Genomic DNA, 25,283 nt, shown 5'->3' on the forward strand with positions numbered 1-25,283 from the left:
AAATCCTCCGCGAGGCGGCAGGGTCGGGCCAGCAGGGCCGGCCCGCGGCCCAAGGGAGACTTCGATGCTGTTCAACATTCCCCCCATCCTCTCGCCGGACCTGCTCTGGACGCTGCAGGCGATGGGGCACGGCGACGAGATCGTCATCGCCGACGCCAACTTTCCCGGCACTTCGATGGGGGCGCGCTGCCACCGCCTCGACGGGATCTCGGCGACCGACGCGCTCGATGCGGTGCTGCAACTGCTGCCGCTCGACAGCTTCGTCGAGACGCCGGCGACGACGATGCAGGTTGTGGGCGACGCATCGGCAAAGCCCGAGGCCGTCGCCGAATTCCGCCGCATCATCACCGACCGGACCGGCGCCGAGGCGAAGATGGGCACGCTCGAGCGGTTCGAGTTCTACGAGCGGGCGAAGAAGGCCTTCGCCATCGTGCAGACGGGCGAGAGCCGGATCTACGCCAATGTCATCCTGACCAAGGGCGTCATCGCCTGAGGCGGCGGGGCCGGTCGCCCGGCCCTGCCCTTGCTCACTTTGCCAGGATGCCCGCGATCCCGTCATAGTGGCGGGAGAGCCCGCCGTGCAGCGGGTAGAGGTCGGCCTGCAGCGCGTGGTAGATGTCGGGCTTGCCGGTGAACTGCTTTTCCACCGGACGCCCCGCATCGTCGATCTCGGGGTTCCAGCCGCCGCGGTCCTCATCGATGAACAGACGCTCGGCATCCTGCCACAGCGCCTCGTAGCGGGCGGCCTCCTCGGGGTCGGGCTGCAGCTTCAAGAGCGTGGCGAGCGCCCCGATCGCCTCGGACTGGGGCCACCAGTAGCGGTCGGTGACGCGCTGGCTGCCGTCGAAGTTCAGCGTGTAGCAGAACCCGCCCTCCGGCATCGCGGCATCCGAAAGCGCGGTCTCGATCAGCGCGCGGGCGCGGGCCGGGGCCTGCCCCTCCGGGCGCCCCTGCAGGTCCCAGGCCTGCAGCAGCAGGCGCCCCAGCTCGAAGGAATGGCCCGGCGTGGTGCCGCGCGGGCGGAACATCGGATTGCCCTCGTAATCGGCATCGACGGACCAGTCCTGATGGTAATGCTCCGGCAGGCGCCAGTCGTTGCCGGCGCCCATCTTGCCGACGAAGAAGTCGAGGATGCTCATCGCGCGGTCGAGGTAGCGGGTCTCTCCCGTCGCCTCATAGGCGCTCAGATGCGCCTCGACGCCATGCATGTTGGCGTTCATGCCCCGGTATTCGGAAAACGGCGTCCAGTCGCGGCGGTATTCGTCCACCATCAGCCCGGCCTCGGCGTCCCAGAAGCGCTCCGCGATCACCGCGTCGGCGAGGGACATCAGGCGATCCGCATCGGCATGGCCCGCAGCCTTGGCCGTGGCGGCGGCCAAAAGGACGAACATGTGCCCATAGGCCAGCTTGTCGGTCTGCACCGGCCCGCCGTCGTCGAAGGACCAGAGGAAGCCGCCATGCTCGGGGTCGAGGTGGCGCGTCAGCAGCGCCTGCATCCCGGCATCGACGATATCCGCGCAACCCGGCGCCCCGGCGATCATGCCCAGCGCGTAGGAATGGACGAGGCGGGTGGTGGTGATCAGCTCCTGCGGGCCCTCCAGCGGGCGCCCCTCGTGGTCCAGCGTGGCAAGGCGGCCACCGGGGCGCAGGCTGGCGCCGAAGAAGGCAAGCTGGCGCAGGGCGTCGGTCTTCATCGCCGCGATGCGGCCGGGCGCGTGGAAGGTGGGGCTGTCAGCGGACATGGCGGGTCTCCTCGCTCGGGCGGTCGGCGCGCCCTGCCCCCGCGGGGCTGCCCGCGGCCAGAGCGGCGCCCTTGTCGTCGAAGGCATGGATCGCCTCGGGGCGGCAGGTCAAGGTGATCTGCGCCCCCTCCCCGCCCAGCCCCTCGGCGTCGGATTTCAGGGTGATCTCGCGATGGCCCTCCGGGGCCTCGTCGAGGGTGAGGTGATAAAGGCCGAATTCGCCGAACTCCTCGACCACGTCGATGCGCCCCGTCAGGCCAGGCGCGCCGGGCTCGGCCAGGCGCAGGTGCTCGGGCCGCACGCCGATGATCTTTGCGCCGGCGGGCACGGCGCCGCCGGTCCCGGCCAGAAGCGCCCTGCCCTGTTCGGGCGAGAGGAAGTTCATCGTATGCCCGCCGATGAAGCCGGCGACGAAGTCGTTGGCGGGCGCGCGGTACAGCTCCAGCGGGGTGCCGACCTGCTCGACCCGCCCGCCGCGCAGCACGACGATGCGGTCGGCGAGCGTCATCGCCTCAGTCTGGTCGTGGGTGACGTAGATCATCGTCGTGCCCAGCCGCGCGTGCAGCCGCGCGATCTCGACCCGGGTCTGCCCCCGAAGCGCGGCATCAAGGTTCGACAGCGGCTCGTCGAAGAGAAAGACCTCGGGCTCGCGCACAATGGCCCTTCCGATGGCGACGCGCTGGCGCTGCCCGCCCGAGAGCGCGCGCGGCGCCCGGTCGAGGTAGTCGCCGATCTGCAGGATCTCGGCCGCGGCCTCGACCCGGCGCGTCGTCTCGGCCTTGTCCATTCCCGCGATCTGAAGACCGAAGGACATGTTCTCGCGCACGCTCATATGCGGGTAAAGCGCGTAGGACTGGAACACCATCGAGATGCCGCGCCGGGGCGCGGGCACGCCGTTCATCACCTTGCCGCCGATGCTGACCTCGCCGCCGGTCACGGTCTCGAGGCCCGCGATCATCCGCAGCAGCGTGGACTTCCCGCAGCCCGAGGGGCCGACGAAGACCACGAATTCCCCGTCGCGGATGTCGAGGTCGACGCCCTTGATGACTTCCAGCCCGCCAAAGGCCTTGCGGACGCCTTTCAGTGCGAGGTCAGCCATGACCCACCTCGACCAGCAGGGTGACGATCTCGAAGGGGCGCAGGGTCAGGTCGACACCGCCGCCCGTGACTTCCAGCGGGGCGGAGGCCTCTTCTTCCATTAAGTTGGCGCGGCGGACGGAGGCGACGGGCAGGCCGAAATCGAGCCGCCCGACCGCGCGGCGGTTGGCATGCTCGAAAAGCCGGACCACCAGCGCCTTGCCGTCCTCGGAGCGTTTGACCGTCTCGATGGCGACGTTCGGCGCGCTCATCCGCGCGAGGCTGAAGGCCGCGGGCGCGGTCTCGCCGGGCGTGCCGATCACCCGCAGCGGCGTGTTGAAATCCTCCGCCGCGTGGTGGACGACCTCGAGGTCCGCCGCGCCGCCATGCAGCAGAAGCGCGTAGCGGAAGCCGTGGATGCCACGGTCGGCATCCGGGTGCGGCCAGGTCGATCCGCGCAGCAGCGTCAGCCCGATCTCCTGGTCATGGGCGCTGTAGCCATACTTGCAGTCGTTCAGCAGCGCCGCACCGAAGTCCGGCTCGGACATGTCGACCCAGCGGTGCATCGAGGCCTCGAACCGCGCCTTGTCCCAGCTGGTGTTGCGATGCGTCGCGCGCTGGACATGGCCGAACTGGATCTCGGAGCGGACCTCGGCGACGTTCAGATCGAAGGGGAACATCGCCTTGAGCACCGTCTGGCGTTCCTGCCAGTCGACCTGCGTGTCGAACTCGATCTGCCGGGCGCCCTCTTCGAGGCTGACGATCTGCGTCAGGCTGCTGCCCTGATAGCGCTTGGTGATCTTCAGCGCCGCGCGATGCGGCCCCTCTTCGATCACCTCGATCTCGGCGCTGTCGCCGAAGGGCCAGGACTGCTCCTCGAAGTACCAGTCGATGTCCCAGGCGTCCCATTCGACGGACTTGTCCTCGAAGGCGACGAGGCGGTTGGCGCGCTGCCCCTCGGGGATCAGCTCGCGTCCAGTCGCCTTGTCGATCACGGAGGTGATCTCTCCGGCGGCATCGAAGGTGGCGCGGATCTGCGCGTTCTCGAGCCGGTCCGGCGCGGCGGAGAGGCTGCTGGGCGCGGCCTGCGCCTGGCCGGCCCGCGCGATACCGGCCCAGCCCATCGGGCCTACGCCGTGCACCGGGGCGGCGCCCTGGCTGCTGCCGTCGGCGCGGTGCAGGCGCTGCACCGGCTCCGTCCGGCCGCCGGTGGCGATCGCCTCCAGCCCATCGGGCAGCAGGGCGAGCGCGCCGTCCCGGGCATGGCCGGTCGCGTTCACGACGCGCGCCCCCTCATCTCCGCCCAGCGCCCGCATGGCGCCCAGAAGCGGGCCATTGCCGCTTTCGATCTCGGCGAAGAGGGCGGCGTATTCGGCCTCGCTGTCCTCGTAGACCTCGGGGATAGAGGTGCCGGGCAGGATGTCGTGGAACTGGTTCAGCAGCACGATCTTCCACATCCGGTCGAGGTCGGCCTCGGGGTAGTCCGCCCCGCCCTGCGCCCAGGCGAGGGCGGTCATGAACTCCATCTCGCGCATCAGGCGCTCGGCGAGACGGTTGTTGCGCTTGGTGCGGCCGATGGTGGTCAGCGTGCCGCGGTGGAACTGCAGGTAGAGCTCGCCCTGCCAGCGCGGGAAACGCGCGCCCTCGGCCTCCATCGCGGCGCCCATCCGGTCGAGGAAGGGCCGCAGCCCGTCGAGCTTCATCTTCGGCGCGCCGGGAATGCCGCGCTCGAAGCGCGTCGCGCGCTCGATCATGTCGCGGGTCGGGCCGCCGCCGCCGTCGCCCCAGCCGTAGCAGATCGCCAGCTCGGAAGAGGCGGCCTTGGGCTCGTACCGCTTCCAGGCGCCCATGACCTGGCTGGCGGAAAGGTCGGAGTTGTAGGTGGTGAAGATCTCGTCGCTCTCGAACTCCTGCGCGACGAGGAGGTGGGCCTTGGTGTCGGTGCCGTCGATGCCGCGCCAGAAGAAGGTATCGAAGGGGTGGCGGTCGGTGTCGTTCCACGACAGCTTCGAGGTGACGAAATAGGACAGCCCCGACTTGTCGAGGATCTGCGGCATGTTCGCCGAATAGCCGAAGGTATCGGGCAGCCAGACGCAGGTCGGCGTCACGCCGAACTCCTCCTGGTGGAAGCGGCGGCCCATCAGGATCTGCCGCACCATGCTCTCGCCCGAGACGATGTTGGCGTCGGGCTCGACCCACATCGCGCCCTCGATCTCGAGCTGACCGCGCGAGACCGCCTCCTTGATGCCGGCCCAGAGGTCCGGGTAGTCGGTCTTCAGGTAGTGGTAGAGCACCGCCTGGTTGTACATGAACTTGAACTGCGGGTACTCGACCATGTTCGCCAGCGCGGTGGCGAAGCTGCGCCCGCCCTTCTCGCGGGTGTGCAGCACCCGCCAGAGCCAGGCGATGTCGATATGCGTATGGCCGAAGGCGGCGATGGTCGGCTGCACCTCGGTGTCCTGAAGCGCGTAGATCTCTTCCGCGATGGCACCCGCCTCGGCGAGAGAGGCCTCTAGCCCCGGGGTCAGCCCCTCACCGCGGCGGTCGAGCGCGCGCAGGGCGCGATCCACGCGGTTGAAGATCTCGTGCCGCCTGGCATCGGTCTGGTGCAGCCGGGCCGCGACGTCGAAGGGCGTGCGCAGGTCGTGGTACAGGCGCTCCACCGCCTCGTTGCGCACGAGGTACTCCACCCCGAAGCCGGCCAGCGGGCGGTCGAAGAAGGTGAAGGCATCGACGTGCAGCGTGACGGTGGTGCCCGGCACCGCGTCGCGCATGATCAGCAGCTCGGTATGGTTGCCGTCGATGGCCTGGGCGATCTTCCCGTCGAGATAGGCGAGGCACTGCGGATCGGTCGATCCGGGCCGCTCCTGCCACTGCGAGGAGAAGCGCAGCACGAAGGTCTGGCCCTTCGCCTCTTCCGGCACGGTGATCTCGGCGGCGAACCAGGTATGGCCCTGCGCCCGCGACCATGTTGTGCGCTGGGTAAAGCCCGGCCAGCCGCGCCAGTCGGCGGAGAGCGCCTCGGCGGGATCGGGATCGGTGCCGGTGTCGAGGACATGCCAGTCGATCTGGCCCGGCACGGGCTGGAGGATCTTCGCCTCCAGATCCTTGAGCAGGCGGTCCAGCTTGCCTTCCTGCTTCACGTCATCCGTGGTCAGCGACAGCTTCGACTTGAGGGGGGTAGAGTAGCTCATCCTTTGACTCCCACTCCTGCGAAGCCGGTGTTCATGTTCCGGCGCAGGAGAAAATAGACGGCGATGGCTGGCGCCGCGTAGATGATGGAAAATGCAGCGAGGAAACCGTATTCGATCGAGCCGTTCCGTCCGAAGGCGGAATAGAGGCCGATCGACATCGGGAAGGCATCCTCGGTGCGCGAGAAGAGGAGCGGGAACAGGAACTCGTTCCAGGCGCTCGTGAAGGTGAAGAACCAGACGACGGCGAGCCCGGCGCGGGACATCGGCATGACCACGCGCCACAGGATGCGCGGCAGCGAGGCGCCCTCGACATGGGCGGCCTCCTCAAGCTCGACCGGCACGGTGTCGAAGAAGTTCTTCAGGAGCAGCATCGCGAAGGGCAGGTTCAGCACCGTCAGCGCCACCACGATACCAAGGTTGTTGAGCAGCCCGACGCTTTGCGCCGCGAAGTAGATCGGCACGAGGATGCCAGTCGGCGGCAGCATCCGCAGAAGCACCAGCGACCACAGAAGGCCGTTGCGCCCCGGGATGCGCAGCCGCGACAGCGCGTAGGCGGCGCCCGATCCGACCACGAGCGTCAGCGTCGCCGTGCCGACGCCGATGAACATGGAGTTCCAGAACTGCGTCAGCGCCGGCCCCGACATTGCGCCGAGAAAGTTGCCGAGGCCGGGCTCGGCCGGCAGGCGCAGCTGCCCGTTGGCGCCGGTGTCGAAGGCATTCGACAGCAGCCAGGCGAAGGGGCTGACCCAGATCACGGCCATGAAGGCCAGGGCGGCGGAGGTGGCGCTGCTGGGGCGGGTGTCCGTCGACATCACTTCGGCTCCTTCAGAAGACGCAGGTAGAAGATCGACATCACCCCGACGATGGCCAGCATGGCGACCGAGATGGCGCTGCCGTAGCCCAGCTTTCCGACAGAGAAGCTCTGCTGATAGAGGAAGATCGGCAGGGTCTCGGTCTGGCTGCCGGGCCCGCCCCCGGTCATCGCGTAGATCAGCGGGAAGTAGGTGAAGGTCCAGATCGTGATGAACAGCATGTTCGTCCCGATATGCGGCTTGATGATCGGCAGGATCACCCGCCGCGTCCGCTGCCAGCCATTCGCGCCGTCGACCTTGGCGGCCTCGACCACCTCGCCCGGCACGTTATCGAGGGCGGCGGAATACAGCAGGTAGGACCAGGCGGTGCCCTTCCAGATATTGGCGAGGATCACGACCTGAAGCGCGTAGTCGTTCAGGAAGTTCACCGGCTCCACCCCCAGCGGGCCGAGGATCACCTGGTTCACGAGGCCGGTCTTCGAGGTGGTCGCGGACCAGAGGAAGGCCGCGACGATATCCGGCAGCAGCCAGCCCAGCATCAGGCAGACCTCGATGGTGCCGCGCATGCTGCCGCGGTAGCGGCGCAGGGTGCTGGCCAGCAGGAAGCCCAGGACGCTTTGCCCGACGATGGCCGAGAAGAAGGTGAAGGTCAGCGTCGTCCAGAGGCTTTCGAGGAACCCGCGGCGGGTGAACAGCCGCTCGTAGTTCTCGATCCCGACGAAGGACCAGTCGGTCGCCTTGCGCCCGAAGAGCTCCAGATCGGTGAAGCTGAAGACGACGGCCCAGAGCGTGAAGTAGAGCAGCACCCCCACGAAAAGGAGCGCCGGCAGCGCCGCCAGCACGAGGACGGGAATGGAGCCGGAGAGCCATGGGCTGGCCCAGCTGGATCGGGGGTCGCGCATCGGGGAAATCCCTTGGAAGACGGGCGGCGGGAGAGGCCCCCGCCGCCGCTTGAGCCTCAGTCCAGCGTCATCACGCTGTCTTCGCCGAACTCGTCGACCAGCGCCTCGCGGTATTCCTCGAGCGCCTCGTCGACGGGCACGCCGTCGAGGATCGCGCCGGTCATGTCCTGGATCAGCGACGAGACGACCTGGTAGCCGGGATAAGTGTCGCGGCCCGTGGTATTGGCCGAAAGCTCCGTCACCGCGGCGAGGTAGTCGTTCGCGGCGAAGTCCTCGGAGGCGGCGATATCCTCGCGCACGGCCATGCGGCCGTTGTCCACCACCCAGGGCTGGAAGTTGTCGTAGTCGAAGATCGTGGTCAGCAGCTGTTTCGCGGCCTCCATGTCACCCGAGCCGGCGTTCAGGCCCATGGCCCAGCCGCCCGAAACATTGGCCCCCTGCTCCGCGCCCTCGGCGCCGCTGCTGGGCCAGGGCGTCCAGCCGACGATCTCGGCCCGCTCCTCGGGCGAGGGGATGTCGACGCCGTTGCAGTTGAAGAGGCAAGACCGTTCCCAGGACCCCGAGGCGAAGATCCCCAGCTCGTTCGAGGCCAGCGCCTCACGCGTCGCATTGCCGAGGTCGGTGGCATAGTTGATCGAGGGTTCGGTCAGCTCGCGCTGGTTGTAGACCTCGTCGTAAAGCTCGGCGACCTGCCGGATCGCGGGGCTGTCGGCGATCCACTTGCCCTCTTCCCAGTTGCGCAGGCGATTGCGCTCTCCCTCGGCGGTGTCGGCCCCCAGCAGCGCCATGTAGAAGCCCTGCATGGTCGCCGCCTCGCCCTGCTTGGTGCCGGCGGGCAGGACGAAGGCATAGTCGATGCCGGTCTCGTCCTTGATCGTCGTTGCGGTCTCGAGCACGTCGTCCCAAGTCTCGGGCGTCCAAGGCATCTCGATCCCCGCCTCCTCGAAGACGGAGCGGTTGTACCACAGCATCCGCACGTCGGTATCGACGGGCAGCGCGTAGGCCGTCCCGTCGAAGGAGGTCACGTCGAGCAGCGCGGGCATGAACTGCTGGTACTGGTCCCAATCCGCCAGCTGCTCGTCCAGCGAGGCGAGGTAGCCGGCATCGGCGAGCTGCGCGACCATGAAGCTGTCGAGCACGACGACATCGGCGGCGGTGCCGGCGGCAAGGTCGACGGCGATGCGGCGGTCGTAGCCGTCCGTCGGCAGCCGCGTGGATGTCACCGTCTCGCCGGTCTCGGCCTCGTAGGCCTCGATCGCGGGCTCGACCAGCGCCGTGATCCAGTCCGGATACATGATCGAGACATCGGCCAGTGCCGGCGTGGCGCCGGCGAAAAGCGCGCAGATCGCTGCGCCCTGAATGGGTGCCTTCATCGGAAATCCTCCCTTTGCGCGCCAAGCCGGCTCCTCTTCAAGCCTCGACGCTGAGCGGACTAGAGCGCGATTCGACGATTTTTGCAACGTTGCAATTTATGCCCTCCGTTGCCCTGAGCGGATCGCCGCGATAAATCGTTGCGCGCAATCTTTGCTTGGGTCATCAATTCAAGGGTCACCCCGGCTGGCGTGATCGCAACGTTGCACGAAAGGGGTGGATCATGGCGCGCGGACCCGGAGCGGATCAGGAACGTCCGACGCTGCGCACCATCGCGGAGGCGACCGGGCTCAGCCTCTCGACCGTCTCCCTCGCCCTGCGGGACGGTGACCGCCTCAAGGCCGATACGCGCCGCCGGGTGATCGAGGCGGCGCGCCGCCTCGGCTACGTGCCGGACCTGGCCGGCGTGCGCCTGCGCACCGGGCGCAGCAACACCATCGGGCTGATCCTCGACGGACGCGAGGAGTCGCTCGGCTTCTCGCGGATGCTGATGCAGGGGATCAGCGGCGCGGTCCGCGCCAAAGGCATGGCGCTGAACGTCTTTCCGCAGTTCGAACGGTCCGAGACGCTGCCCCTGATCGGCAGCCTGCTGCGCGATCAGACGGTCGAGGGGCTGATCCTGACCCATACCGAGCCGCAGGACGACAGGGTCAAGCTGCTGCTGGAGAACGGCCTGCCCTTCGTGACGCACGGCCGGACCGAGCTTTATACCCCGCATGCCTTCCACGACTTCGACACCGCGGCCTTCATGCAGACGGCGGTCCGGCTACTGGCAGAGCGCGGGGCGCGGCGCCTTCTCGCCGTGCTCTCGGACAACCGGACCTTCAACCACCATCAGGCGCGCCGCAGCTTTCTGGACAGCGCCGCGCAGCTCGGCCTCGAAGCCGAGGTGCAGGAGGATCAGCCCGAGGGCGGCGATCACGTCGGACGGCTGCGCCTGCTGGGCCGGTCCATCGCCGGCCAGGGCCGGACCGACGCGGTGATCTGCGACAGCGAGCTTGCGGGCATCTCCATCGCCTCGGGCCTGCGCGAGGCGGGCTGCCGGATCGGCGCGGATCTGCAGGTGGCCTCGAAACAGACCTCGCAGCTGCTGCCGGCCCTCTTCCCCGAGGTGCTATGCCTGCGCGAGGATGTCCCCGCCTCGGGGGCGGAGCTGGCGCGCCTGCTCTTCGCGCGCCTGGGCGATGAGCCCGCGACCAAGCTGCAGACGCTGGCCGCGCCGCTGATCGCCCCGGGGGATAAACCCGCGGCCTGATCCCCGGCGCCCCCTCCCTGCCCCCGAATTGATCCAGGTCAAGGCCGCGCCCCCGCAGCCATGTCATGGCACCGCGAAACGGCGCGCCCGCCCTGCCGCGGGCGCGGTGCGTCACGCGGTGGAAGAGGGGCCTCATGGCAATCGTAAGACTGGTTTCACTGGGGCTGATCGCCCTCTTCGCCGCGATAGCGGCGAACTTCGGGCGCGACCTCGCCTATTCGGTCCATGCCGTGCTGATCATGCTGGTCTCGGCAGGCCTCTTCCTGCGCGAGATCCGGCGTTTCGGCGATCCGCGCGCCGCGATCGACGAAACAAGCTACATGGACGGGCCGATCCGCGCCGGCGTCATCGCCACCGCCTTCTGGGGCGTCGTCGGCTTTCTCGCGGGCACCTTCATCGCGGCGCAGCTGGCCTTTCCGCAACTGAACTTCGACTGGTCCGAGGGCTATGCCAACTTCGGCCGGCTGCGGCCCCTGCACACCAGCGCGGTGATCTTCGCCTTCGGCGGCAACGCGCTGCTGGCGACATCCTTCTACGTCGTGCAGCGCACCTGCGCCGCGCGTCTCTGGGGCGGGAACACGGCCTGGTTCGTCTTCTGGGGCTACCAGCTTTTCATCGTGCTGGCGGCGACGGGCTACCTGCTGGGCGCGACCCAGTCGAAGGAATACGCCGAGCCCGAATGGTACGTCGACCTCTGGCTGACGGTGGTCTGGCTGTCCTACCTCGCGGTCTTCCTCGGCACGCTCTTCAAGCGGCGAGAGCCGCATATCTATGTCGCCAACTGGTTCTTCCTGGCCTTCATCGTGACGGTGGCCCTGCTGCACGTCGTCAACAACCTGTCGATCCCGGTCTCGATCTGGGGGTCGAAGTCGGTGCAGCTTTTCGCCGGGGTGCAGGATGCGATGACCCAGTGGTGGTACGGGCATAACGCCGTCGGCTTCTTCCTGACGGCCGGCTTCCTGGGGATGATGTATTACTTCGTGCCCAAGCAGGCGGGCCGCCCGGTCTATTCCTACAAGCTGTCGATCATCCACTTCTGGGCGTTGATCTTCCTCTATATCTGGGCCGGTCCGCACCACCTGCATTACACCGCCCTGCCCGACTGGGCGGCGACGCTGGGGATGGTCTTCTCGATCATGCTGTGGATGCCCAGCTGGGGCGGCATGATCAACGGGCTGATGACGCTGGAAGGCGCCTGGGACAAGATCCGCACCGATCCGATCATCCGCATGTTCGTCGCCTCCCTCGCCTTCTACGGCATGGCCACCTTCGAGGGGCCGATGATGTCGATCCGGGCGGTGAACTCCCTGTCGCATTACACCGACTGGACCATCGGGCACGTGCATTCGGGCGCGCTGGGCTGGAACGGGCTGATCACCTTCGGCTGCCTCTACTTCCTGACGCCGCGCCTCTGGGGGCAGACGCGGATGCATTCCCTCGCCGCGATCAACTGGCACTTCTGGCTCGCGACGATCGGCATCGTTCTCTACGCCGCCTCGATGTGGGTCAGCGGCATCATGGAAGGCCTGATGTGGCGCGAGGTCGATGCCAACGGCTTCCTCGTCAACGCCTTCGCCGACACCGTCGCGGCCAAGTTCCCGATGTACGTGCTGCGCGCGCTGGGCGGCGGCCTCTACCTCGCGGGGGCGCTGCTGATGGTCTGGAACATGTGGATGACCGTCCGCCATGCCCCCGGCCGCGCCAGCGCCACCCCTGCCCCCCTTCCCGCGGAGTGACCCGGATGACCAAGCAAACCGACACCTCGGCGCCGGGCCGGACCCGGCTGATCGACCGGCACGGCGTGATCGAACGCAATGCCACCCTGCTGCTGGTCCTGTCGTTCCTCGTGGTCACCATCGGCGGCATCGTCGAGATCGCGCCGCTGTTCTGGCTCGAGAACACCATCGAGGAAGTGGAGGGCGTGCGCCCCTACTCCCCGCTGGAGCTGGCGGGCCGCGACGTCTACGTCCGCGAGGGCTGCTACAACTGCCACAGCCAGATGATCCGCCCGATCCGCGACGAGGTCGAACGCTACGGCCACTACAGCCTGGCCGCGGAATCCATGTACGACCACCCGCACCAATGGGGCTCGAAGCGGACGGGACCGGACCTCGCGCGCCTGGGCGGGCGGTACTCGGACGAATGGCACGTCGATCACCTGATCGATCCGCAAAGCGTCGTGCCCGAAAGCATCATGCCCAAGTACGACTACCTGATGCGTGCCCCGATCCGGCCCGACTACATCGAGGATCTGCTGCGCACCCATGCCATGACCGGCGTGCCCTACACCGACGAGATGATCGGGGCCGCCGCTGCCGACTTCCGCGTCCAGGTCGATCCCATGGGCGATTACGACGGCCTGCTGGCCCGCTATCCCGGCGCGCAGGTGCGCAACTTCGACGGCCAGCCCGAGCTGACCGAGATGGATGCCCTGATCGCCTACTTGCAGATGCTCGGCACGCTGGTCGATTTCTCGACCTTCACCGCCGACGCCAGCCGCTGAGGGGACCATGCACGACACCTACACCCTGATGCGCCACTTCGCCGACAGCTGGTTCCTGATCCTGATGGTCGGCTTCTTCGCGGGCTGCATCCTCTGGGCGCTGCGTCCCGGATCGCGGCACCTGCACGAGGACGCCGCCGCCTCGATCTTCCAGGGCGGGGACACCGCGCCCAGCGCCCCTTCCAAGCCGGAGACACGGCCATGAGCAACCGCCCCATCGACGAGACGACCGGCACCGAGACCACCGGCCACCAGTGGGACGGCATCGAGGAGCTGAACAACCCGCTGCCGCGCTGGTGGCTCTGGACCTTTTACGCCTGCATCCTCTTCGCGCTGGTCTACGTCATCCTCTACCCCGCCTGGCCGCTGGTGAACGGCGCCACCGCCGGGCTGCTGGGCTGGTCGACGCGGGGCGAGGTCGCCGCCGAGGTGCAGGAGGTCGAGGCCGGGCAAGCCGACCTCTGGCAGTCCCTCGTCGAGACCGACATCCACGTGCTGCGCGACAACGAGGAGCTGAACCGCTTCGCCGGACAGGCCGGCGCCGCGCTGTTCCGGACAAACTGCTCGCAATGCCACGGGTCCGGGGCCGCCGGGGCGCCCGGCTATCCCAACCTGCTGGACGACGACTGGCTCTGGGGCGGGCGGATCGAGCAGATCGCCACGACCATCCGCCACGGCATCCGCACAGAGGAGGATCCCGAGGCGCGGTTCAGCCAGATGCCCGCCTTCGGCGAGGTGCTGTCCCGCGCCGATATCCGCACGCTGGCCCAGCATGTGCAGGCCCTGCCCGGCGGCGCCGATCCGATGGGTGGCGCCGGAGGCCAGCTCTTCGCCGACAATTGCACCGCCTGCCACGGCAGCGACGCCCGCGGCGACCGCAGCATCGGCGCGCCCGACCTGACCGACGCGATCTGGCTTTACGGCAGCGACGAGGAAGAGCTGCGCGAGCTGATCGCCGAGGGGCCCTTCGGCGTCATGCCGGCCTGGGGCGAGCGGCTGGGCGAGGCGCGGGTGCGGGCGCTGGCCGCCTATGTCCACCAGCTTGGCGGCGGCGAGCCCGAGGAGGGTCAGGCCCGCCCGCAGGGCGCGGCCGAGGATCAGATCGGCGAGACGCCCGCCGAGGCCCGGCCTGCCGAAAGCCAGCCCGCCGAGGCCGCGCCGGCCGATCCCTCCGACCCCGCGAAGGTCCCCTTCCCGGAAGAGGGCGAAGGCGCGGCGCAGGATCAGCCGGACTGATCCCCGCCCCCCCGCCCGGGATCCCGGGCGGGGGAGGCTTGATCCAGGTCAAGGCATCGGCGCGCCCGCCGCGCGACAAGGGCGGACCAATCGGGAGTCACGTCATGGCCTCTTCTCTTTATGCCCCGCGGGTGCCGATCTTTCCGCGCCGGGTCTCGGGCTTCTACCGCCGCCTGAAGTGGCAGATCATGGCGCTGACGCTCGCGGTCTATTACCTGACCCCCTTGCTGCGCTGGGATCGCGGCCCGGCCCTGCCCGACCAGGCGGTGCTGGTCGATCTCGCCAACCGGCGCTTCTACTTCCTGTGGATCGAGATCTGGCCGCACGAATTCTACTTCGTCGCCGGCCTTCTGATCATGGCGGGGCTGGGGCTGTTTCTCTTTACCGCCGCGCTGGGCCGGGTCTGGTGCGGCTATACCTGCCCGCAGACCGTCTGGACCGATCTCTTCCTGCTGGTCGAGCGCCGGGTCGAGGGCGACCGCAACGCCCGGCTGCGCCTGCACCAGGCGCCCTGGAGCGCGCGCAAGGCGCGGCTGCGGCTGACGAAATGGACGCTCTGGTTGGTGATCTCGGTCCTGACGGGCGGGGCATGGGTCTTCTACCTCGCCGATGCGCCGATGCTGGCGCGGGATCTCGCGACCTTCTCGGCGCCGCCGGTGGCCTGGGCGACCATCGCCCTGCTGACGGCCACGACCTTCACCTTCGGCGGCTTCATGCGCGAGCAGATCTGCATCTATGCCTGCCCCTGGCCGCGCATCCAGGGCGCGATGATGGACGAAGGCACGCTGACGGTCGCCTACCGCGACCGGCGCGGAGAGCCGCGGGGCCGCGGCCTCAAGCGCAAGGGCGGCAAGGTAGAGGCGCCGCAGGAGGTGACGCGCGCCGCCGGCCCGCAGATCGGCGGACGCTCTCCCGTGCTGCCGCTGCAGATCCGCGAGGGGCGCGCCGTGCTCGGCGCCGCGCCGGGCGCCGGCGCGGAAGGCCCCGGCGACTGCATCGACTGCAATGCCTGCGTCAACGTCTGCCCCATGGGCATCGACATCCGCGACGGCCAGCAGATGGCCTGCATCACCTGCGCGCTCTGCATCGACGCCTGCGACGAGGTGATGGAGAAGGTCGGCCGCCCGCGCGGGCTGATCGACTACGTCGCCCTCTCCGACGCCGGGGCGGAGCAGGCGGAGGAGACGCCGCTCCGGCGCAGCGTGCTGCGGCCCCGCAACATCCTGTACTTCGGCCTCTGGGCCGCCATCGGGGCCGGGCTGATCGCCGCGCTTCTGCTGCGCCCGATGCTGCAGCTGACCGTCGCGCCGGTGCGCAACCCGACCTTCGTCACCCTCTCGGACGGCAGCATCCGCAACGCCTACGACCTGCGCCTGCGCAACCGCGAGGGCGCGGCGCAGGAGATCGCGCTGACGCTGGAGGGGCCGGAGGCGCTGGTCCTTTCGGTCGAGGGGGCGGGCACGGAGGCGGTGCCGGTTCAGGCCGACACGCAGCGCGCCATCCGCGTCTATGTCACCGCCGCCCCCGGCACCGCGCCGGCCGAAGCGGCCCGCACCGGCTTCGAGATCGCCGCCCGCGACGCCATGACCGGCGAGACGGCGCGCATCGCCACCACCTTCACCGGAGAGGCCCGATGATCACAAACAGCAAACCCGCCGGCGGCCTGACCGGGCGCCATGTCCTTGCGATGTTCCTCGGGGCCTTCGGCGTGATCATCGCCGTGAACCTCGTGCTCGCCTTCACCGCGGTGCGGACCTTTTCCGGCATGGAGGTCGCCAATTCCTACGTCGCGAGCCAAAGCTTCGACCGCCGCCGCGAGGCGCAGGAGGCGCTGGGATGGACGCCGCAGGTCAGCTACGCGGATGGTATCCTGCGCCTCGCCGTGCATGACGCGGCGGGCGGCACCGTCGATCCCGCGCGCTTCTCGGCCGTGGTGGGGCGGCCGACCATGCGGCGGCAGGACCATGCCCTGGACTTCGACGCCCGCGGCCGCGCGCCGCTGCTGCTGGCGCCCGGCCGCTGGCGCATCGACCTGCAGGGCGAGACCGGCGGCGCGCCCTTCGTGCAGGCCCTGACCCTCGAGGTCGCGCCATGACCGCCGCCTGCCCCGCCTGCGGCGGCGCCGCCCAGATTGCCGAGGCGGCGGCACGCAGACCCGCGCCGCAGGGCATCGTCCTGCACCTGCCGGACATCAGCTGCGCCGCCTGCATCGCCTCGGTCGAGGGTACGCTGCACGCGCAGCCCGGCCTGCAGGAGGCGCGGGTGAACCTTTCGCGCAAGCAGGTCGTGGCCAAGGGCACCAACCTAGAGGCCGACCGCCTGATCGCCGCGCTGGCCGCCGCCGGGCACCGCGCGCAGGAGCTTGGCGAGGGGGCCACGGCGCGGCAGGACGGCGGCCTGCGCGACCTGCTGCTGCGCACCGGCATCGCCGGCTTCGCGATGATGAACGTCATGCTGCTGTCCGTCGCCGTCTGGTCCGGCGCGGCGGATGCCACGGCGCGCCTGTTTCACCTGATCTCGGCGGCCATCGCCCTGCCCGCCGTGGCCTATGCCGCGCGGCCCTTCTTCGCCTCGGCGCTGGGGGCGCTGCGGCACGGGCGGCTGAACATGGACGTGCCGATCTCGCTTGCCATCGCTCTGGCCGCGGGCGCCTCGCTTGTCGGGGCGCTGACGGGATCGGCGGGGCACAGCTGGTTCGACGCTGCGCTGGCGCTGACCTTCTTCCTGCTGATCGGGCGCACGCTGGACCATGCCGGGCGCAGTGCCGCCCGCTCTGCCGCGGCAGAGCTTGCGGCGCTGAACGTGCCGCAGGCCGTGCTGCTGACCGAGGACGGGCGCCGCGTCGTCCGCTCGGACAGCCTCGTCGCGGGGGACGTGATCGCGCTGCGTCCCGGCGACAGGCTGCCCGCCGACGGCATCGTGACAGAGGGGCGCAGCGACATCGACCGCTCTGCCCTGACCGGGGAATCGGCGCCCGTTCCCGTCGCGCCCGGCGACAGCCTGATGGCCGGCGAGGTGGCGCTGTCCGGGGCCCTGACCCTGCGGGTGCTGCGCGCGGGGAAGGACACGGCCCTGAACCGGCTGTCCGACCTCGTCGCCACGGCCGAGATGCAACGCTCTCGCTTCACCGGCCTCGCCGACCGCGCCGCCCGCGCCTATGCGCCGCTGGTGCATCTGCTGGGGCTGGTGGCCTTCGCCGGCTGGTGGGCCGGAACGAGCGAGGCCTGGCGCGCGCTCGACGTCGCGATCTCGGTGCTGGTCATCACCTGCCCCTGCGCGCTGGGCCTCGCCATTCCGGCGGTCTCGGTGGTGGCGACGGGGCGGCTGTTCCGCCGCGGCCTTCTGGTCAAGTCGCGCACCGCGCTCGAGCGGACGGCGGCGATCGACCTCGTGGTCTTCGACAAGACCGGCACGCTGACCACCGGCGAGGCGCGGCTGACGAGCGCCCCGCCGCGCGAGGCGCTCGCCCTGGCCGCGGCATTGGCCGCGGGGTCCTCCCATCCCTATTCGCGCGCCATCGCCCGCGCCGCAGAGGAGGCCGGGATCGCCCCCGCCCCGGTGCAGGACGCGCAGGAGCGTGCGGGTCTGGGGATCGAGGCGCGGCACGAGGGGCGAGTGATCCGCCTTGGCCGCCCCTCGTGGATCGGCGCCTCGGGCGACGGCGTCGCGCTGGACGACGGCAGCGGCACACCGACCCTCTTCACCTTCGAGGAGGCGCTGCGCCCGGATGCCGCCGCAGCCGTCGCCGCGCTGCACCGGCAGGGGCTGGAGGTGGCGCTGCTGTCGGGCGACACCGCCCTGCCCTGCCGGCGGGTGGCAGAGAGCCTTGGCATCGAAACCCTGCAGGCCGCGATGACGCCCGAGGAGAAGGCGGATTGGATCCGCGCCCGCAGCGCGACCGGTCGGCGCGTCCTGATGGTCGGCGACGGGCTGAACGACACCGGCGCGCTCTCCCTCGCCCATGCCTCGGTCGCGCTGGGATCGGGCCTCGACGCCGCGCAGAAGGCTGCGGATGTGGTGCTGCTGTCGGGGCAGCTGACCCGGATCCCCGAATTGCTGTCGATCAGCCGCCGGAGCCTGGGACGGATGCGGCAGAACATCGCCCTGTCGCTGGGCTACAACGTGATCGCCGTTCCGGTGGCGCTGGCCGGCCTTGCGACGCCGCTGCTGGCGGCGCTGGCGATGTCGCTGTCTTCGCTGACCGTCTCGCTGAACGCGGCGCGGAGGCTGCGATGAACGTCCTTGCCGTGCTGATCCCGGTCTCGGTCGGGCTGGGCCTCGTCGGTCTTGCCGGCTTCGTCTGGACCATGCGCGCCGCCCAATACGACGATGCCGAAGGCGACCGGCACCGCGTGCTGGACGAGCGTTGGGACGAGGCGCCCCGACCGCCCGGCCAGTCAGACACCTCCCCTCGGTAGAGCGTGCGAAATCGTTGACAACTTATACGGTCTCGGTAGCCTGATCCTGCCGGCGTCATCGTCACGCGTCGGCACCAGGGAGGAGAACGTGATGAGGTTTACCGCGCTTGCGACGGCATCGTCGCTGGCCCTTGCGGCCTGTGCTGGCGCCGCCATCGGCCAGGAAGAGGGGGCCGCCCCCCCGATCACCGAATTTCCGCGTGATCAGACGCTGATCCTGCAGAACCCCGAACCGCCGGCCACCAATCCACCGAACTTCAACATCTGGGTCGCCGGCAACGGCGCGGGCTGGTCCACCGGCCTGCACCAGCTGGTGATGGACACGCTGTGGTTCATCGACCCCGACGAGGGGCTGGACGGCCCGCTCTACAACCAGCTTGCCGCCGAGACATGGCAGTACAACGACGACTTCACCGAGATGACGGTGGACCTGCGCGAGGGCATCTACTGGAGCGACGGCGAGGAGTTCACCGCCGAAGACGTCGTCTTCACCGTCGAGACGCAGATGGAAACGCCCGGCATGACCTGGAGCGCGGCCTTCTCGGACGTGGTCGAGACGGTCGAGGCGGTGGACGATTATACCGTCCGCTTCACCCTGCAAGAGCCGAACTCGCGCTTTCACGCGCTGTTCTCGGTGCGCTGGAACGGCGCATGGATCATGCCAGAACACGTCTTTTCGGAAGTCGAGGACGTGATGGCCTTCCAGTTCAACCCGCCGGTCGGCCTAGGGCCATACACGCTGCATTCCTTCGATCCCAACGGCTACTGGTACGCTTGGGAAAAGCGCGAGGACTGGGATCGCACCGCGCTGGCCGAATGGGGCGAGCCGGGGCCGCAATACGTGATCTACCGCAGCATCCCGACGCCGGACAACCGGCTGATCGAGATGGCGAACGGCAATCTCGACGTGATCCACGACCTGACGCCCGAGGCGACCTTCTCGATCATCGAGGATCGCGAGACGGCGCGCGGCTGGTTTCCGGGCTTTCCCTACGCCCATCCCGATCCGACCCTGCCGATGGTCATCTTCAACACCCAGCGCGCGCCCTTCGACGATCGTCGGGTGCGCTGGGCGCTGGCGCTGATGCTGGACGCGCGGGCGATCTCCATGGCCTCTTACCGGGGGGCGGCGACGCTCTCGGCCATCGCGATGCCGCCGACCGGGACGCATCCGGACGACTACCATGCGCCGATGCAGGACTGGCTCATCGATTACGAGCTGGACCTCGGCAACGGCGAGACGATCCAGCCCTACGACCCGAGCATCGGCAGCCAGATCGCCGAGATGGTCCGCCCTCAGTTCGGCGAGGATGTCCCCACCGAGGAGGCCGCGATCCAGCGCGCCTTCGGCTTCGGCTGGTGGCGCCAGGATCTCGAGGCGGCAGCGACGCTGCTGGAGGCGGCGGGCTTCACCGAAGGCCGCGGCGGCTGGATGACGCCCGAGGGCGAGCCCTTCGAGTTCGAGGTGAACACCTTCACTGACGGCGTCATCAACCGCATGGGCACGATGATCGCGCAGCAATGGACGCAGGCCGGGATCGAGGTGACGCCGGTGGCCGATCCGCAGATCTTCGCCTCGACCCTGCCGCTGGGCGATTACGACGTCGCCACCGCCTGGTCGATCGAGACCTGGGGCGGCGATCCCGATCTCAGCTACTTCCTCGACAGCTGGCATTCGGACTTCGTGGTCGAGCCGGGCGAAAGACAGCCCGCGCGGAACTGGCAGCGCTGGAGCAGCCCCGCGCTGGACGGGATCATCGAGGAGGTCCGTACGACCGAGTTCACCGATCCCCGCAACCTTGAGCTGGGGCGCGATTTCGTGCGGCTCATGGTCGATGAGATGCCGGTGATCCCGATGATGGCCTACAACGTCTTCTCGGTCTACGACACGGAATATTGGGAAGGCTTCCCCACCGCCGAGGAGCGGCCCTACGCCAATATCGTCAACAACTGGGCGAACTCGAAGTACATCTTCACCCAGCTGAGGCCCGCCGGCCAGACCGAGGGCGACTGAGCCGCCGGGCATCCGGCCCCGGCCGGATGCCCCCCGCGCAGCCCCCCTTAGATCGTCGTCACCGACAGGACGCCGCCATGAGATCCTATGCCTTCTTCGCCCTCAAACGGTTGATTCAGCTTGCCGTGGTGGTCTTCGCTGGAACCTCGGCGGCCTTTCTGGTGGCGCATTTCTCGCCCATCTCGCCGGTCGAGACGATCATCGGCCGGGTCTCGGGGCAGTCGAGCTTCTCGCCCGCGGCCATCGAGTCCCTGCGCGCCACGCTGACCGAGCTTTTCGGCTTCGACGAGCCGCTCTGGCAGCAGTACCTGAACTTCTGGTCGCGCTTCATCCGCGGCGACCTCGGCCCCTCGCTGATCGCCTTTCCGACCCCGGCGATGGAGCTGGTGATGCGCGCCCTGCCCTGGACCGTGGGCCTGCTGACGGTGGCCATCGTCCTGGCCTGGCTGCTGGGCAATATCCTCGGCGGGCTGGCGGGCTACTACCAGAATTCGCGCCTGCTCAAGGGGTTCGGCGTGATCGCCATCGGCATCCAGCCGATCCCCTACTACATCACCGCTTTTCTGATGGTGGTCCTCTTCGGCTACATCTGGCCCGTCATGCCGATCTCCGGCGGCTTCGCGATGGAGATCAGGCCAGCCTGGACGCTGGATTTCATCCTCACGGTCCTCTGGCACGCGCTGCTGCCGGCCGCCTCGCTGGTGCTGGCGGGGATCGGGACCTGGTTTCTCGGGATGCGGGCGCTGGTCTCGAACATCGTCACGGAAGACTACGTCACCTATGCCGAGCTCGCGGGCGTCCGCAGGGGGACCATCGTCGGCGGCTACGTCATCCGCAACGCGCTGGTGCCGCAGCTGACGGCGCTGGCGATGGCGCTGGGGGGCATCTTTTCCGGCACCATCATTACCGAGCAGGTCTTTTCCTATCCCGGCCTCGGCACACTGCTGATCCGTGCGGTGAATGGCGGCGACTCTGGCCTCGTTCTGGCCGTGTCCTGCGTCGCGGTCATCGCCGTGGCGGCGGCGATCTTCGTGATCGACCTGCTGCACCCGCTGCTCGATCCGCGCGTGAAGGTGGGCTGAGGGCATGCTGACCACGATCCGCGACCTCTTCCGCTACAACATCGAGTTCCGCATCGGCAGCATCCTGGTGACGGTGATCGTGCTCTACTCGGGCCTGAGCTTCTTCTCGCCCTATGCGCCCGAGCAGATCTACGTCGTGATCCCCGATCAGCCGCCCTCCCTTACCTACTGGTTCGGGACCAATTCGCGCGGGCAGGACCTGTTCTGGAACCTCAGCTTCGCCTTTCGCAACACGCTGGTCTTCGGCCTGATCGTCGCGGTCCTCAGCCGCGTGATCTCCATCGTGGTGGGGATGACGGCGGGCTACATGGGCGGAATGACCGACCGGGTGCTGATGTTCTTCAACGACATCTTCGTCGCCCTGCCGATCTTCCCGATCCTGATCCTGTTCTACTTCGTCCTGCGCAACGATCTGGACACCTACACGCTGGCGCTGATCATGGCCTGCCTCGGCTGGGCCTTCGACGCGCGGCTGATCCGCTCCGTCGCGCTGGGACTGCGGCATCGGGAGTTCACGCGGCAAGCGACATTCGCCGGCATGGGCCCGGTGCGCATCATGGTCGAGGAGCATCTGCCCTACGTCATGCCGATCATCTTCTCGACCGCCATGGCCAACATGATCTGGTCGATCGGCTTCGAGGTGACGCTGGGCGTGCTGGGCTTCACCAACCTCAACATCCCGACCATCGGCACGACGCTCTACTGGGCCAACAGCCATTCGGCGATGCTGGTCGGCACTTGGTGGTGGATCATGATCCCCGTCATCCTGATCATCCTGACCTTCCTGGGCCTGTTCCTGCTGGCGGTCTCGATCAACGAGCACATCGATCCGCGCAGCCGCCTGCGCCGCATGGGAGGCGCCGAATGACGGGCCCGATCCTGACGGTCGAGGGCCTGAAGGCCTATTACCAGATCTGCCAATTTGGCCAGCACCTCGAGGTGCGCGCCGTCGACGACATCAGCCTGCAGATCGAACGCGGCGAGGTCTACGGCATCGCCGGCGAAAGCTCGAGCGGGAAGACCAGCCTGATCAAGGTCCTCGCCGCCGCGACGCGGCCGCCGCTGCGCGTGGTCGGCGGCAGCGCGCGCTACGATTTCGGCGGCAAGGGCATCGATCCGACCACCGCCAGCGAGGCCGAGATCCGCGCCATCCGCTGGAGGCACCTGAGCTACATCATGCAAGGCTCGATGAGCGTGCTGAACCCGGTGCGCCGGATCGAACGCACGTTCCGCGACTTCGCCCAGCGCCCGCTGGGCCTGAGCGGCGCCGCCTACCGCGACCGGATCGAGGAGCATCTCGATCACCTGCGCCTTCCGAAAAGCGTGCTGCGCGCCTATCCGCACGAGCTGTCGGGCGGGATGCGCCAGCGCGTGACCATCGGGCTGGCCACCGTCTGCCGCCCCGACTTCATGATCGCGGACGAGCCGACGACGGCGCTGGACGTGGTGGTGCAGAAGGACGTGCTGTCGCTGCTGCGCACCGTGCAGCAGGACATGGGCGCCTCGATCATCTTCGTCACGCATGACATGTCGGTCCATGCCAACATGGCCGACCGGATCGGCATCATCTACGCCGGCCGGCTGGTCGAGGAGGGGCCGACGCGCACCCTCTTCACCCGGTCGCGCCACCCCTATACCGCCCATCTCGTCGCCAGCCTGCCGGTGATCGGCGACACCCGGCCCCGCCCCGCGCTGGAGGGGCGCCCGCCGAGCCTCGCCAATCCGCCAAGGGGCTGCCGCTTTCACCCGCGCTGCCCGCTGGCGATCGAGCGCTGCGCCCGCGAGGTGCCGCCGCTGGAGGCCGTCGGCCAGCGCCACAGATCCGCCTGCTGGCGGGCCGAGGACGTCAGGCCGCTGCTGATCCCCGGCGAGACGGGCCAGACCGCCATGGTGCAGGCATGAGCGCGCTTCTCGAGGTCGATGCCGTCTCCAAGAGCTTTCCGATGGGCGGGCTGCTGTCGCGCGAGCAGATCGAGGCGGTCGTCGACATCGATGTCACGCTGCTGCAGGACCGGCCCGAGATCTTCACCATCGTCGGCGAATCCGGCTCGGGCAAGACGACGCTGGCGCGGCTGATCCTGGGGCTGGAGACGCCGACGCGGGGCGAGATCCGGCATCTGGGACAGCCGGTCGGCGCGGGGCGCTTCGGCGCGCAGCGGCATGCCTTCATGTCCGCGGTGCAGCCGGTGTTCCAGAACCCCTTCGAGGCCTTCAACCCGCTGAAACGCGTGGACCGCTACCTCGCCTCGACCGCGCGCGCCTTTCGCAGCTTGACCCGCCGCGCCGAGATCGAGGCGGCGATGGATGCGGCGCTGGTGGATGTCGGCCTCTCGCTCGAGGAGATCCGCGGCCGCTACCCGCACGAGCTGTCGGGCGGCCAGCTGCAGCGCGCCGCCATCGCCCGGGCGCTGGTCTGCGAGGCGCGGATCCTGATCGCGGACGAGCCGGTCTCGATGGTCGATGCCTCGCTGCGCATGGCGATCGTGAACCTCCTGCGCCGCCTGCGCGACGACAAGGGCGTCACGGTGATCTACATCACCCACGACCTTGCCACGGCCTACTACATCTCGGACCGGATCATGATCATGCAGAAGGGCCGCGTGGTCGAGACGGGGCCGGCGCGGCGGGTTCTGAACGCGCCGCAGCACCCCTATTCGCGGCTGCTCAAGGCCTCGGTCCTCTCGGCGGCCGATGCCGGGCAAGGCAACCTCGCGCCCGCGCAGGACCTGTTTGAGGCCAGCCAGGAGGCGCTGGAGGTCGCGCGGGACAGCCGGATGATCGACCTCGGAGAGGGGCACAGCGTCAGGCGGGCGGGCTGACGGGGCGCGTCCCGGCGCCCGCTAACACCCCCGCCCTCAGGCCAGCAGCCGCCACAGCATCACGAGGGCCATGCCCATCATCGCGAGGTTCTCGCTCAGGCTGACGAAGCCCAGCGGCACGTTGGAGCCGCCGCCGACGCAGGCGCACTTGAGCTTGCGCTTGTCGATATAGACCGCCTTGAACACGCTCCAGGCGCCGATGGTCGAGACGACGAGCGCGGCCGGCGCGGCGAGCCATGTCAGCAGCATCCCGGCCATCAGCACGCCGGCGCCCGTCTCGACCCAGGGGTAGATGTAGCCGTAGGGGACCCAGCGCCGCGCCAGAACGTCGTAGTTCAGGAACATGGTGCTGAAGCTCTCGATATCGCGCAGCTTCTGCATGCCCAGCAGGATCATCGAGATCGAGACGAACCAGCCCAGCGTCTGCCAGGTCACCGCGCCGAGAAACCCGACGGAAAGCGCCAGCGCCGTCGCCGCCGCCACCGCAAAAAGGATGATGACGGGGCTGTAGGTCGTGGCCTTGGGGTCGTAGCCGGTCAGCTGCTGGCGCAGCGCGTCGTAGCCGCCGACACGCTCCCCCTCGATCCAGACCTGCGGCGTGGTCGGGACGTCGTGGCGCGCCTTGAAGGCATCAACCTCGTCGCGGCTGCGGAACAGCCGGTCGTCGACCTCGTAGCCTTGCCGGTCCAGCAGCCATCGCGCCTTCTGCCCCGAGGGGCAGAGGTGGCCCGGCAGCGCCATGCGGTAGAGCACGGCGGTCTTCCCGGTCGCGGCGGCGGCGGGATCGCCGCTGACGTCAGAGACGTTGCGTGTACCTTCTAGGATGTCCTTGGGCATGGGGGCCTCCGGCATGTCTGG

Annotated in this window: 22 protein-coding genes; 15 read left to right on the forward strand and 7 right to left on the reverse strand. The window is 68.9% G+C overall.

Annotated features, from left to right (window positions below; genetic code table 11):
* The first annotated feature begins 64 nt into the window (after nt 1-64).
* Nucleotides 65-493 carry an RbsD/FucU family protein gene (locus tag DFP88_RS12915; protein ID WP_110815110.1) on the forward strand — a complete coding sequence of 143 codons (429 nt, stop codon included), beginning with the start codon at nt 65-67 and terminating at the stop codon, nt 491-493.
* 34 nt (nt 494-527) lie between these two features.
* Here the strand turns inward: DFP88_RS12915 and DFP88_RS12920 are convergent, their stop codons facing one another.
* Genes DFP88_RS12920 through DFP88_RS12945 form a run of 6 tightly spaced genes read right to left on the reverse strand, consistent with a single transcriptional unit; the run spans nt 528 to nt 9,100 of the window.
* Nucleotides 528-1,742, reverse strand: coding sequence for an AGE family epimerase/isomerase (locus DFP88_RS12920; RefSeq protein ID WP_245904812.1), 1,215 nt, complete (start codon nt 1,740-1,742; stop codon nt 528-530).
* Nucleotides 1,732-2,841 (reverse strand): ABC transporter ATP-binding protein, encoded by a 1,110-nt coding sequence (locus DFP88_RS12925; protein ID WP_110815111.1) that lies wholly within the window; start codon nt 2,839-2,841, stop codon nt 1,732-1,734. The genes DFP88_RS12920 and DFP88_RS12925 overlap by 11 nt, the downstream gene beginning before the upstream one ends.
* The gene (locus DFP88_RS12930) at nt 2,834-6,013 is read right to left on the reverse strand and encodes an alpha-mannosidase (protein WP_110815112.1); all 3,180 of its coding nucleotides are present in this window, start codon (nt 6,011-6,013) and stop codon (nt 2,834-2,836) included. The genes DFP88_RS12925 and DFP88_RS12930 overlap by 8 nt, the downstream gene beginning before the upstream one ends.
* Nucleotides 6,010-6,825 carry a carbohydrate ABC transporter permease gene (locus DFP88_RS12935; protein ID WP_110815113.1) on the reverse strand — a complete coding sequence of 272 codons (816 nt, stop codon included), beginning with the start codon at nt 6,823-6,825 and terminating at the stop codon, nt 6,010-6,012. The genes DFP88_RS12930 and DFP88_RS12935 overlap by 4 nt, the downstream gene beginning before the upstream one ends.
* The gene (locus tag DFP88_RS12940; RefSeq protein WP_110815114.1) at nt 6,825-7,727 is read right to left on the reverse strand and encodes a carbohydrate ABC transporter permease; all 903 of its coding nucleotides are present in this window, start codon (nt 7,725-7,727) and stop codon (nt 6,825-6,827) included. Before DFP88_RS12940 ends, DFP88_RS12935 begins: the two co-directional genes overlap by 1 nt.
* A gap of 56 nt (nt 7,728-7,783) precedes the next feature.
* Nucleotides 7,784-9,100 (reverse strand): extracellular solute-binding protein, encoded by a 1,317-nt coding sequence (locus DFP88_RS12945; RefSeq protein WP_110815115.1) that lies wholly within the window; start codon nt 9,098-9,100, stop codon nt 7,784-7,786.
* Between the two features lie 221 nt (nt 9,101-9,321).
* On the opposite strand from DFP88_RS12945, the gene DFP88_RS12950 reads away from it, so the two are divergent.
* From DFP88_RS12950 to DFP88_RS13015, 14 genes are all read left to right on the forward strand, one after another.
* Nucleotides 9,322-10,353, forward strand: a complete 1,032-nt coding sequence (locus DFP88_RS12950; protein WP_110815116.1) for a substrate-binding domain-containing protein — start codon at nt 9,322-9,324, stop codon at nt 10,351-10,353.
* Between the two features lie 134 nt (nt 10,354-10,487).
* Entirely contained in the window at nt 10,488-12,089 is a 1,602-nt protein-coding gene (gene ccoN, locus DFP88_RS12955; protein ID WP_110815117.1) for a cytochrome-c oxidase, cbb3-type subunit I, read from the forward strand.
* Between the two features lie 5 nt (nt 12,090-12,094).
* Nucleotides 12,095-12,856, forward strand: a complete 762-nt coding sequence (gene ccoO, locus DFP88_RS12960; RefSeq protein ID WP_110815118.1) for a cytochrome-c oxidase, cbb3-type subunit II — start codon at nt 12,095-12,097, stop codon at nt 12,854-12,856.
* 7 nt (nt 12,857-12,863) lie between these two features.
* Complete coding sequence (locus DFP88_RS12965; RefSeq protein ID WP_110815119.1) at nt 12,864-13,061, forward strand: cbb3-type cytochrome c oxidase subunit 3; 198 nt, start codon at nt 12,864-12,866, stop codon at nt 13,059-13,061.
* Nucleotides 13,058-14,092, forward strand: coding sequence for a cytochrome-c oxidase, cbb3-type subunit III (ccoP, locus tag DFP88_RS12970; protein ID WP_110815120.1), 1,035 nt, complete (start codon nt 13,058-13,060; stop codon nt 14,090-14,092). Before DFP88_RS12965 ends, ccoP begins: the two co-directional genes overlap by 4 nt.
* 104 nt (nt 14,093-14,196) lie before the next feature.
* Entirely contained in the window at nt 14,197-15,729 is a 1,533-nt protein-coding gene (locus tag DFP88_RS12975) for a 4Fe-4S dicluster domain-containing protein (protein ID WP_110815121.1), read from the forward strand.
* Nucleotides 15,726-16,187, forward strand: coding sequence for a FixH family protein (locus DFP88_RS12980; RefSeq protein ID WP_110815122.1), 462 nt, complete (start codon nt 15,726-15,728; stop codon nt 16,185-16,187). Before DFP88_RS12975 ends, DFP88_RS12980 begins: the two co-directional genes overlap by 4 nt.
* Nucleotides 16,184-18,328 carry a heavy metal translocating P-type ATPase gene (locus tag DFP88_RS12985; RefSeq protein ID WP_110815123.1) on the forward strand — a complete coding sequence of 715 codons (2,145 nt, stop codon included), beginning with the start codon at nt 16,184-16,186 and terminating at the stop codon, nt 18,326-18,328. The genes DFP88_RS12980 and DFP88_RS12985 overlap by 4 nt, the downstream gene beginning before the upstream one ends.
* Nucleotides 18,325-18,510, forward strand: coding sequence for a cbb3-type cytochrome oxidase assembly protein CcoS (ccoS, locus tag DFP88_RS12990; RefSeq protein ID WP_110815124.1), 186 nt, complete (start codon nt 18,325-18,327; stop codon nt 18,508-18,510). The genes DFP88_RS12985 and ccoS overlap by 4 nt, the downstream gene beginning before the upstream one ends.
* A gap of 91 nt (nt 18,511-18,601) precedes the next feature.
* Nucleotides 18,602-20,524 (forward strand): ABC transporter substrate-binding protein, encoded by a 1,923-nt coding sequence (locus tag DFP88_RS12995; RefSeq protein ID WP_110815125.1) that lies wholly within the window; start codon nt 18,602-18,604, stop codon nt 20,522-20,524.
* Nucleotides 20,525-20,601: 77 nt separating this feature from the next.
* Nucleotides 20,602-21,606 (forward strand): ABC transporter permease, encoded by a 1,005-nt coding sequence (locus DFP88_RS13000; RefSeq protein WP_110815126.1) that lies wholly within the window; start codon nt 20,602-20,604, stop codon nt 21,604-21,606.
* Between the two features lie 4 nt (nt 21,607-21,610).
* On the forward strand, nt 21,611-22,474 hold the full coding sequence (locus tag DFP88_RS13005) for an ABC transporter permease (RefSeq protein WP_110815127.1): 864 nt from the start codon (nt 21,611-21,613) through the stop codon (nt 22,472-22,474).
* On the forward strand, nt 22,471-23,508 hold the full coding sequence (locus DFP88_RS13010; RefSeq protein ID WP_110815128.1) for an ABC transporter ATP-binding protein: 1,038 nt from the start codon (nt 22,471-22,473) through the stop codon (nt 23,506-23,508). Before DFP88_RS13005 ends, DFP88_RS13010 begins: the two co-directional genes overlap by 4 nt.
* Nucleotides 23,505-24,425 (forward strand): ABC transporter ATP-binding protein, encoded by a 921-nt coding sequence (locus DFP88_RS13015; protein ID WP_110815129.1) that lies wholly within the window; start codon nt 23,505-23,507, stop codon nt 24,423-24,425. The genes DFP88_RS13010 and DFP88_RS13015 overlap by 4 nt, the downstream gene beginning before the upstream one ends.
* Before the next feature lie 36 nt (nt 24,426-24,461).
* Here the strand turns inward: DFP88_RS13015 and DFP88_RS13020 are convergent, their stop codons facing one another.
* Entirely contained in the window at nt 24,462-25,262 is an 801-nt protein-coding gene (locus DFP88_RS13020; protein ID WP_110815250.1) for a MauE/DoxX family redox-associated membrane protein, read from the reverse strand.
* Nucleotides 25,263-25,283: the final 21 nt, after the last annotated feature.

The sequence above is a fragment of the Pseudoroseicyclus aestuarii genome (assembly GCF_003217255.1).
In the GTDB taxonomy this organism is placed as follows: Bacteria; Pseudomonadota; Alphaproteobacteria; order Rhodobacterales; family Rhodobacteraceae; genus Pseudoroseicyclus; species Pseudoroseicyclus aestuarii.

Excerpts from the sequence above, each read along its gene's own strand:
- DFP88_RS13020 (WP_110815250.1), bottom strand. The coding sequence starts at position 25,262 with ATGCCCAAGGACATCCTAGAAGGTACACGCAACGTCTCTGACGTCAGC.
- DFP88_RS12915 (WP_110815110.1), top strand. The coding sequence starts at position 65 with ATGCTGTTCAACATTCCCCCCATCCTCTCGCCGGACCTGCTCTGGACG.
- DFP88_RS13010 (WP_110815128.1), top strand. The coding sequence starts at position 22,471 with ATGACGGGCCCGATCCTGACGGTCGAGGGCCTGAAGGCCTATTACCAG.
- DFP88_RS12975 (WP_110815121.1), top strand. The coding sequence starts at position 14,197 with ATGGCCTCTTCTCTTTATGCCCCGCGGGTGCCGATCTTTCCGCGCCGG.
- DFP88_RS12980 (WP_110815122.1), top strand. The coding sequence starts at position 15,726 with ATGATCACAAACAGCAAACCCGCCGGCGGCCTGACCGGGCGCCATGTC.
- DFP88_RS12985 (WP_110815123.1), top strand. The coding sequence starts at position 16,184 with ATGACCGCCGCCTGCCCCGCCTGCGGCGGCGCCGCCCAGATTGCCGAG.
- DFP88_RS12965 (WP_110815119.1), top strand. The coding sequence starts at position 12,864 with ATGCACGACACCTACACCCTGATGCGCCACTTCGCCGACAGCTGGTTC.
- DFP88_RS13005 (WP_110815127.1), top strand. The coding sequence starts at position 21,611 with ATGCTGACCACGATCCGCGACCTCTTCCGCTACAACATCGAGTTCCGC.
- ccoS (WP_110815124.1), top strand. The coding sequence starts at position 18,325 with ATGAACGTCCTTGCCGTGCTGATCCCGGTCTCGGTCGGGCTGGGCCTC.
- DFP88_RS12995 (WP_110815125.1), top strand. The coding sequence starts at position 18,602 with ATGAGGTTTACCGCGCTTGCGACGGCATCGTCGCTGGCCCTTGCGGCC.
- DFP88_RS12950 (WP_110815116.1), top strand. The coding sequence starts at position 9,322 with ATGGCGCGCGGACCCGGAGCGGATCAGGAACGTCCGACGCTGCGCACC.
- DFP88_RS13015 (WP_110815129.1), top strand. The coding sequence starts at position 23,505 with ATGAGCGCGCTTCTCGAGGTCGATGCCGTCTCCAAGAGCTTTCCGATG.
- ccoN (WP_110815117.1), top strand. The coding sequence starts at position 10,488 with ATGGCAATCGTAAGACTGGTTTCACTGGGGCTGATCGCCCTCTTCGCC.
- DFP88_RS13000 (WP_110815126.1), top strand. The coding sequence starts at position 20,602 with ATGAGATCCTATGCCTTCTTCGCCCTCAAACGGTTGATTCAGCTTGCC.
- ccoP (WP_110815120.1), top strand. The coding sequence starts at position 13,058 with ATGAGCAACCGCCCCATCGACGAGACGACCGGCACCGAGACCACCGGC.
- DFP88_RS12940 (WP_110815114.1), bottom strand. The coding sequence starts at position 7,727 with ATGCGCGACCCCCGATCCAGCTGGGCCAGCCCATGGCTCTCCGGCTCC.
- ccoO (WP_110815118.1), top strand. The coding sequence starts at position 12,095 with ATGACCAAGCAAACCGACACCTCGGCGCCGGGCCGGACCCGGCTGATC.
- DFP88_RS12935 (WP_110815113.1), bottom strand. The coding sequence starts at position 6,825 with ATGTCGACGGACACCCGCCCCAGCAGCGCCACCTCCGCCGCCCTGGCC.
- DFP88_RS12945 (WP_110815115.1), bottom strand. The coding sequence starts at position 9,100 with ATGAAGGCACCCATTCAGGGCGCAGCGATCTGCGCGCTTTTCGCCGGC.
- DFP88_RS12920 (WP_245904812.1), bottom strand. The coding sequence starts at position 1,742 with ATGTCCGCTGACAGCCCCACCTTCCACGCGCCCGGCCGCATCGCGGCG.
- DFP88_RS12925 (WP_110815111.1), bottom strand. The coding sequence starts at position 2,841 with ATGGCTGACCTCGCACTGAAAGGCGTCCGCAAGGCCTTTGGCGGGCTG.
- DFP88_RS12930 (WP_110815112.1), bottom strand. The coding sequence starts at position 6,013 with ATGAGCTACTCTACCCCCCTCAAGTCGAAGCTGTCGCTGACCACGGAT.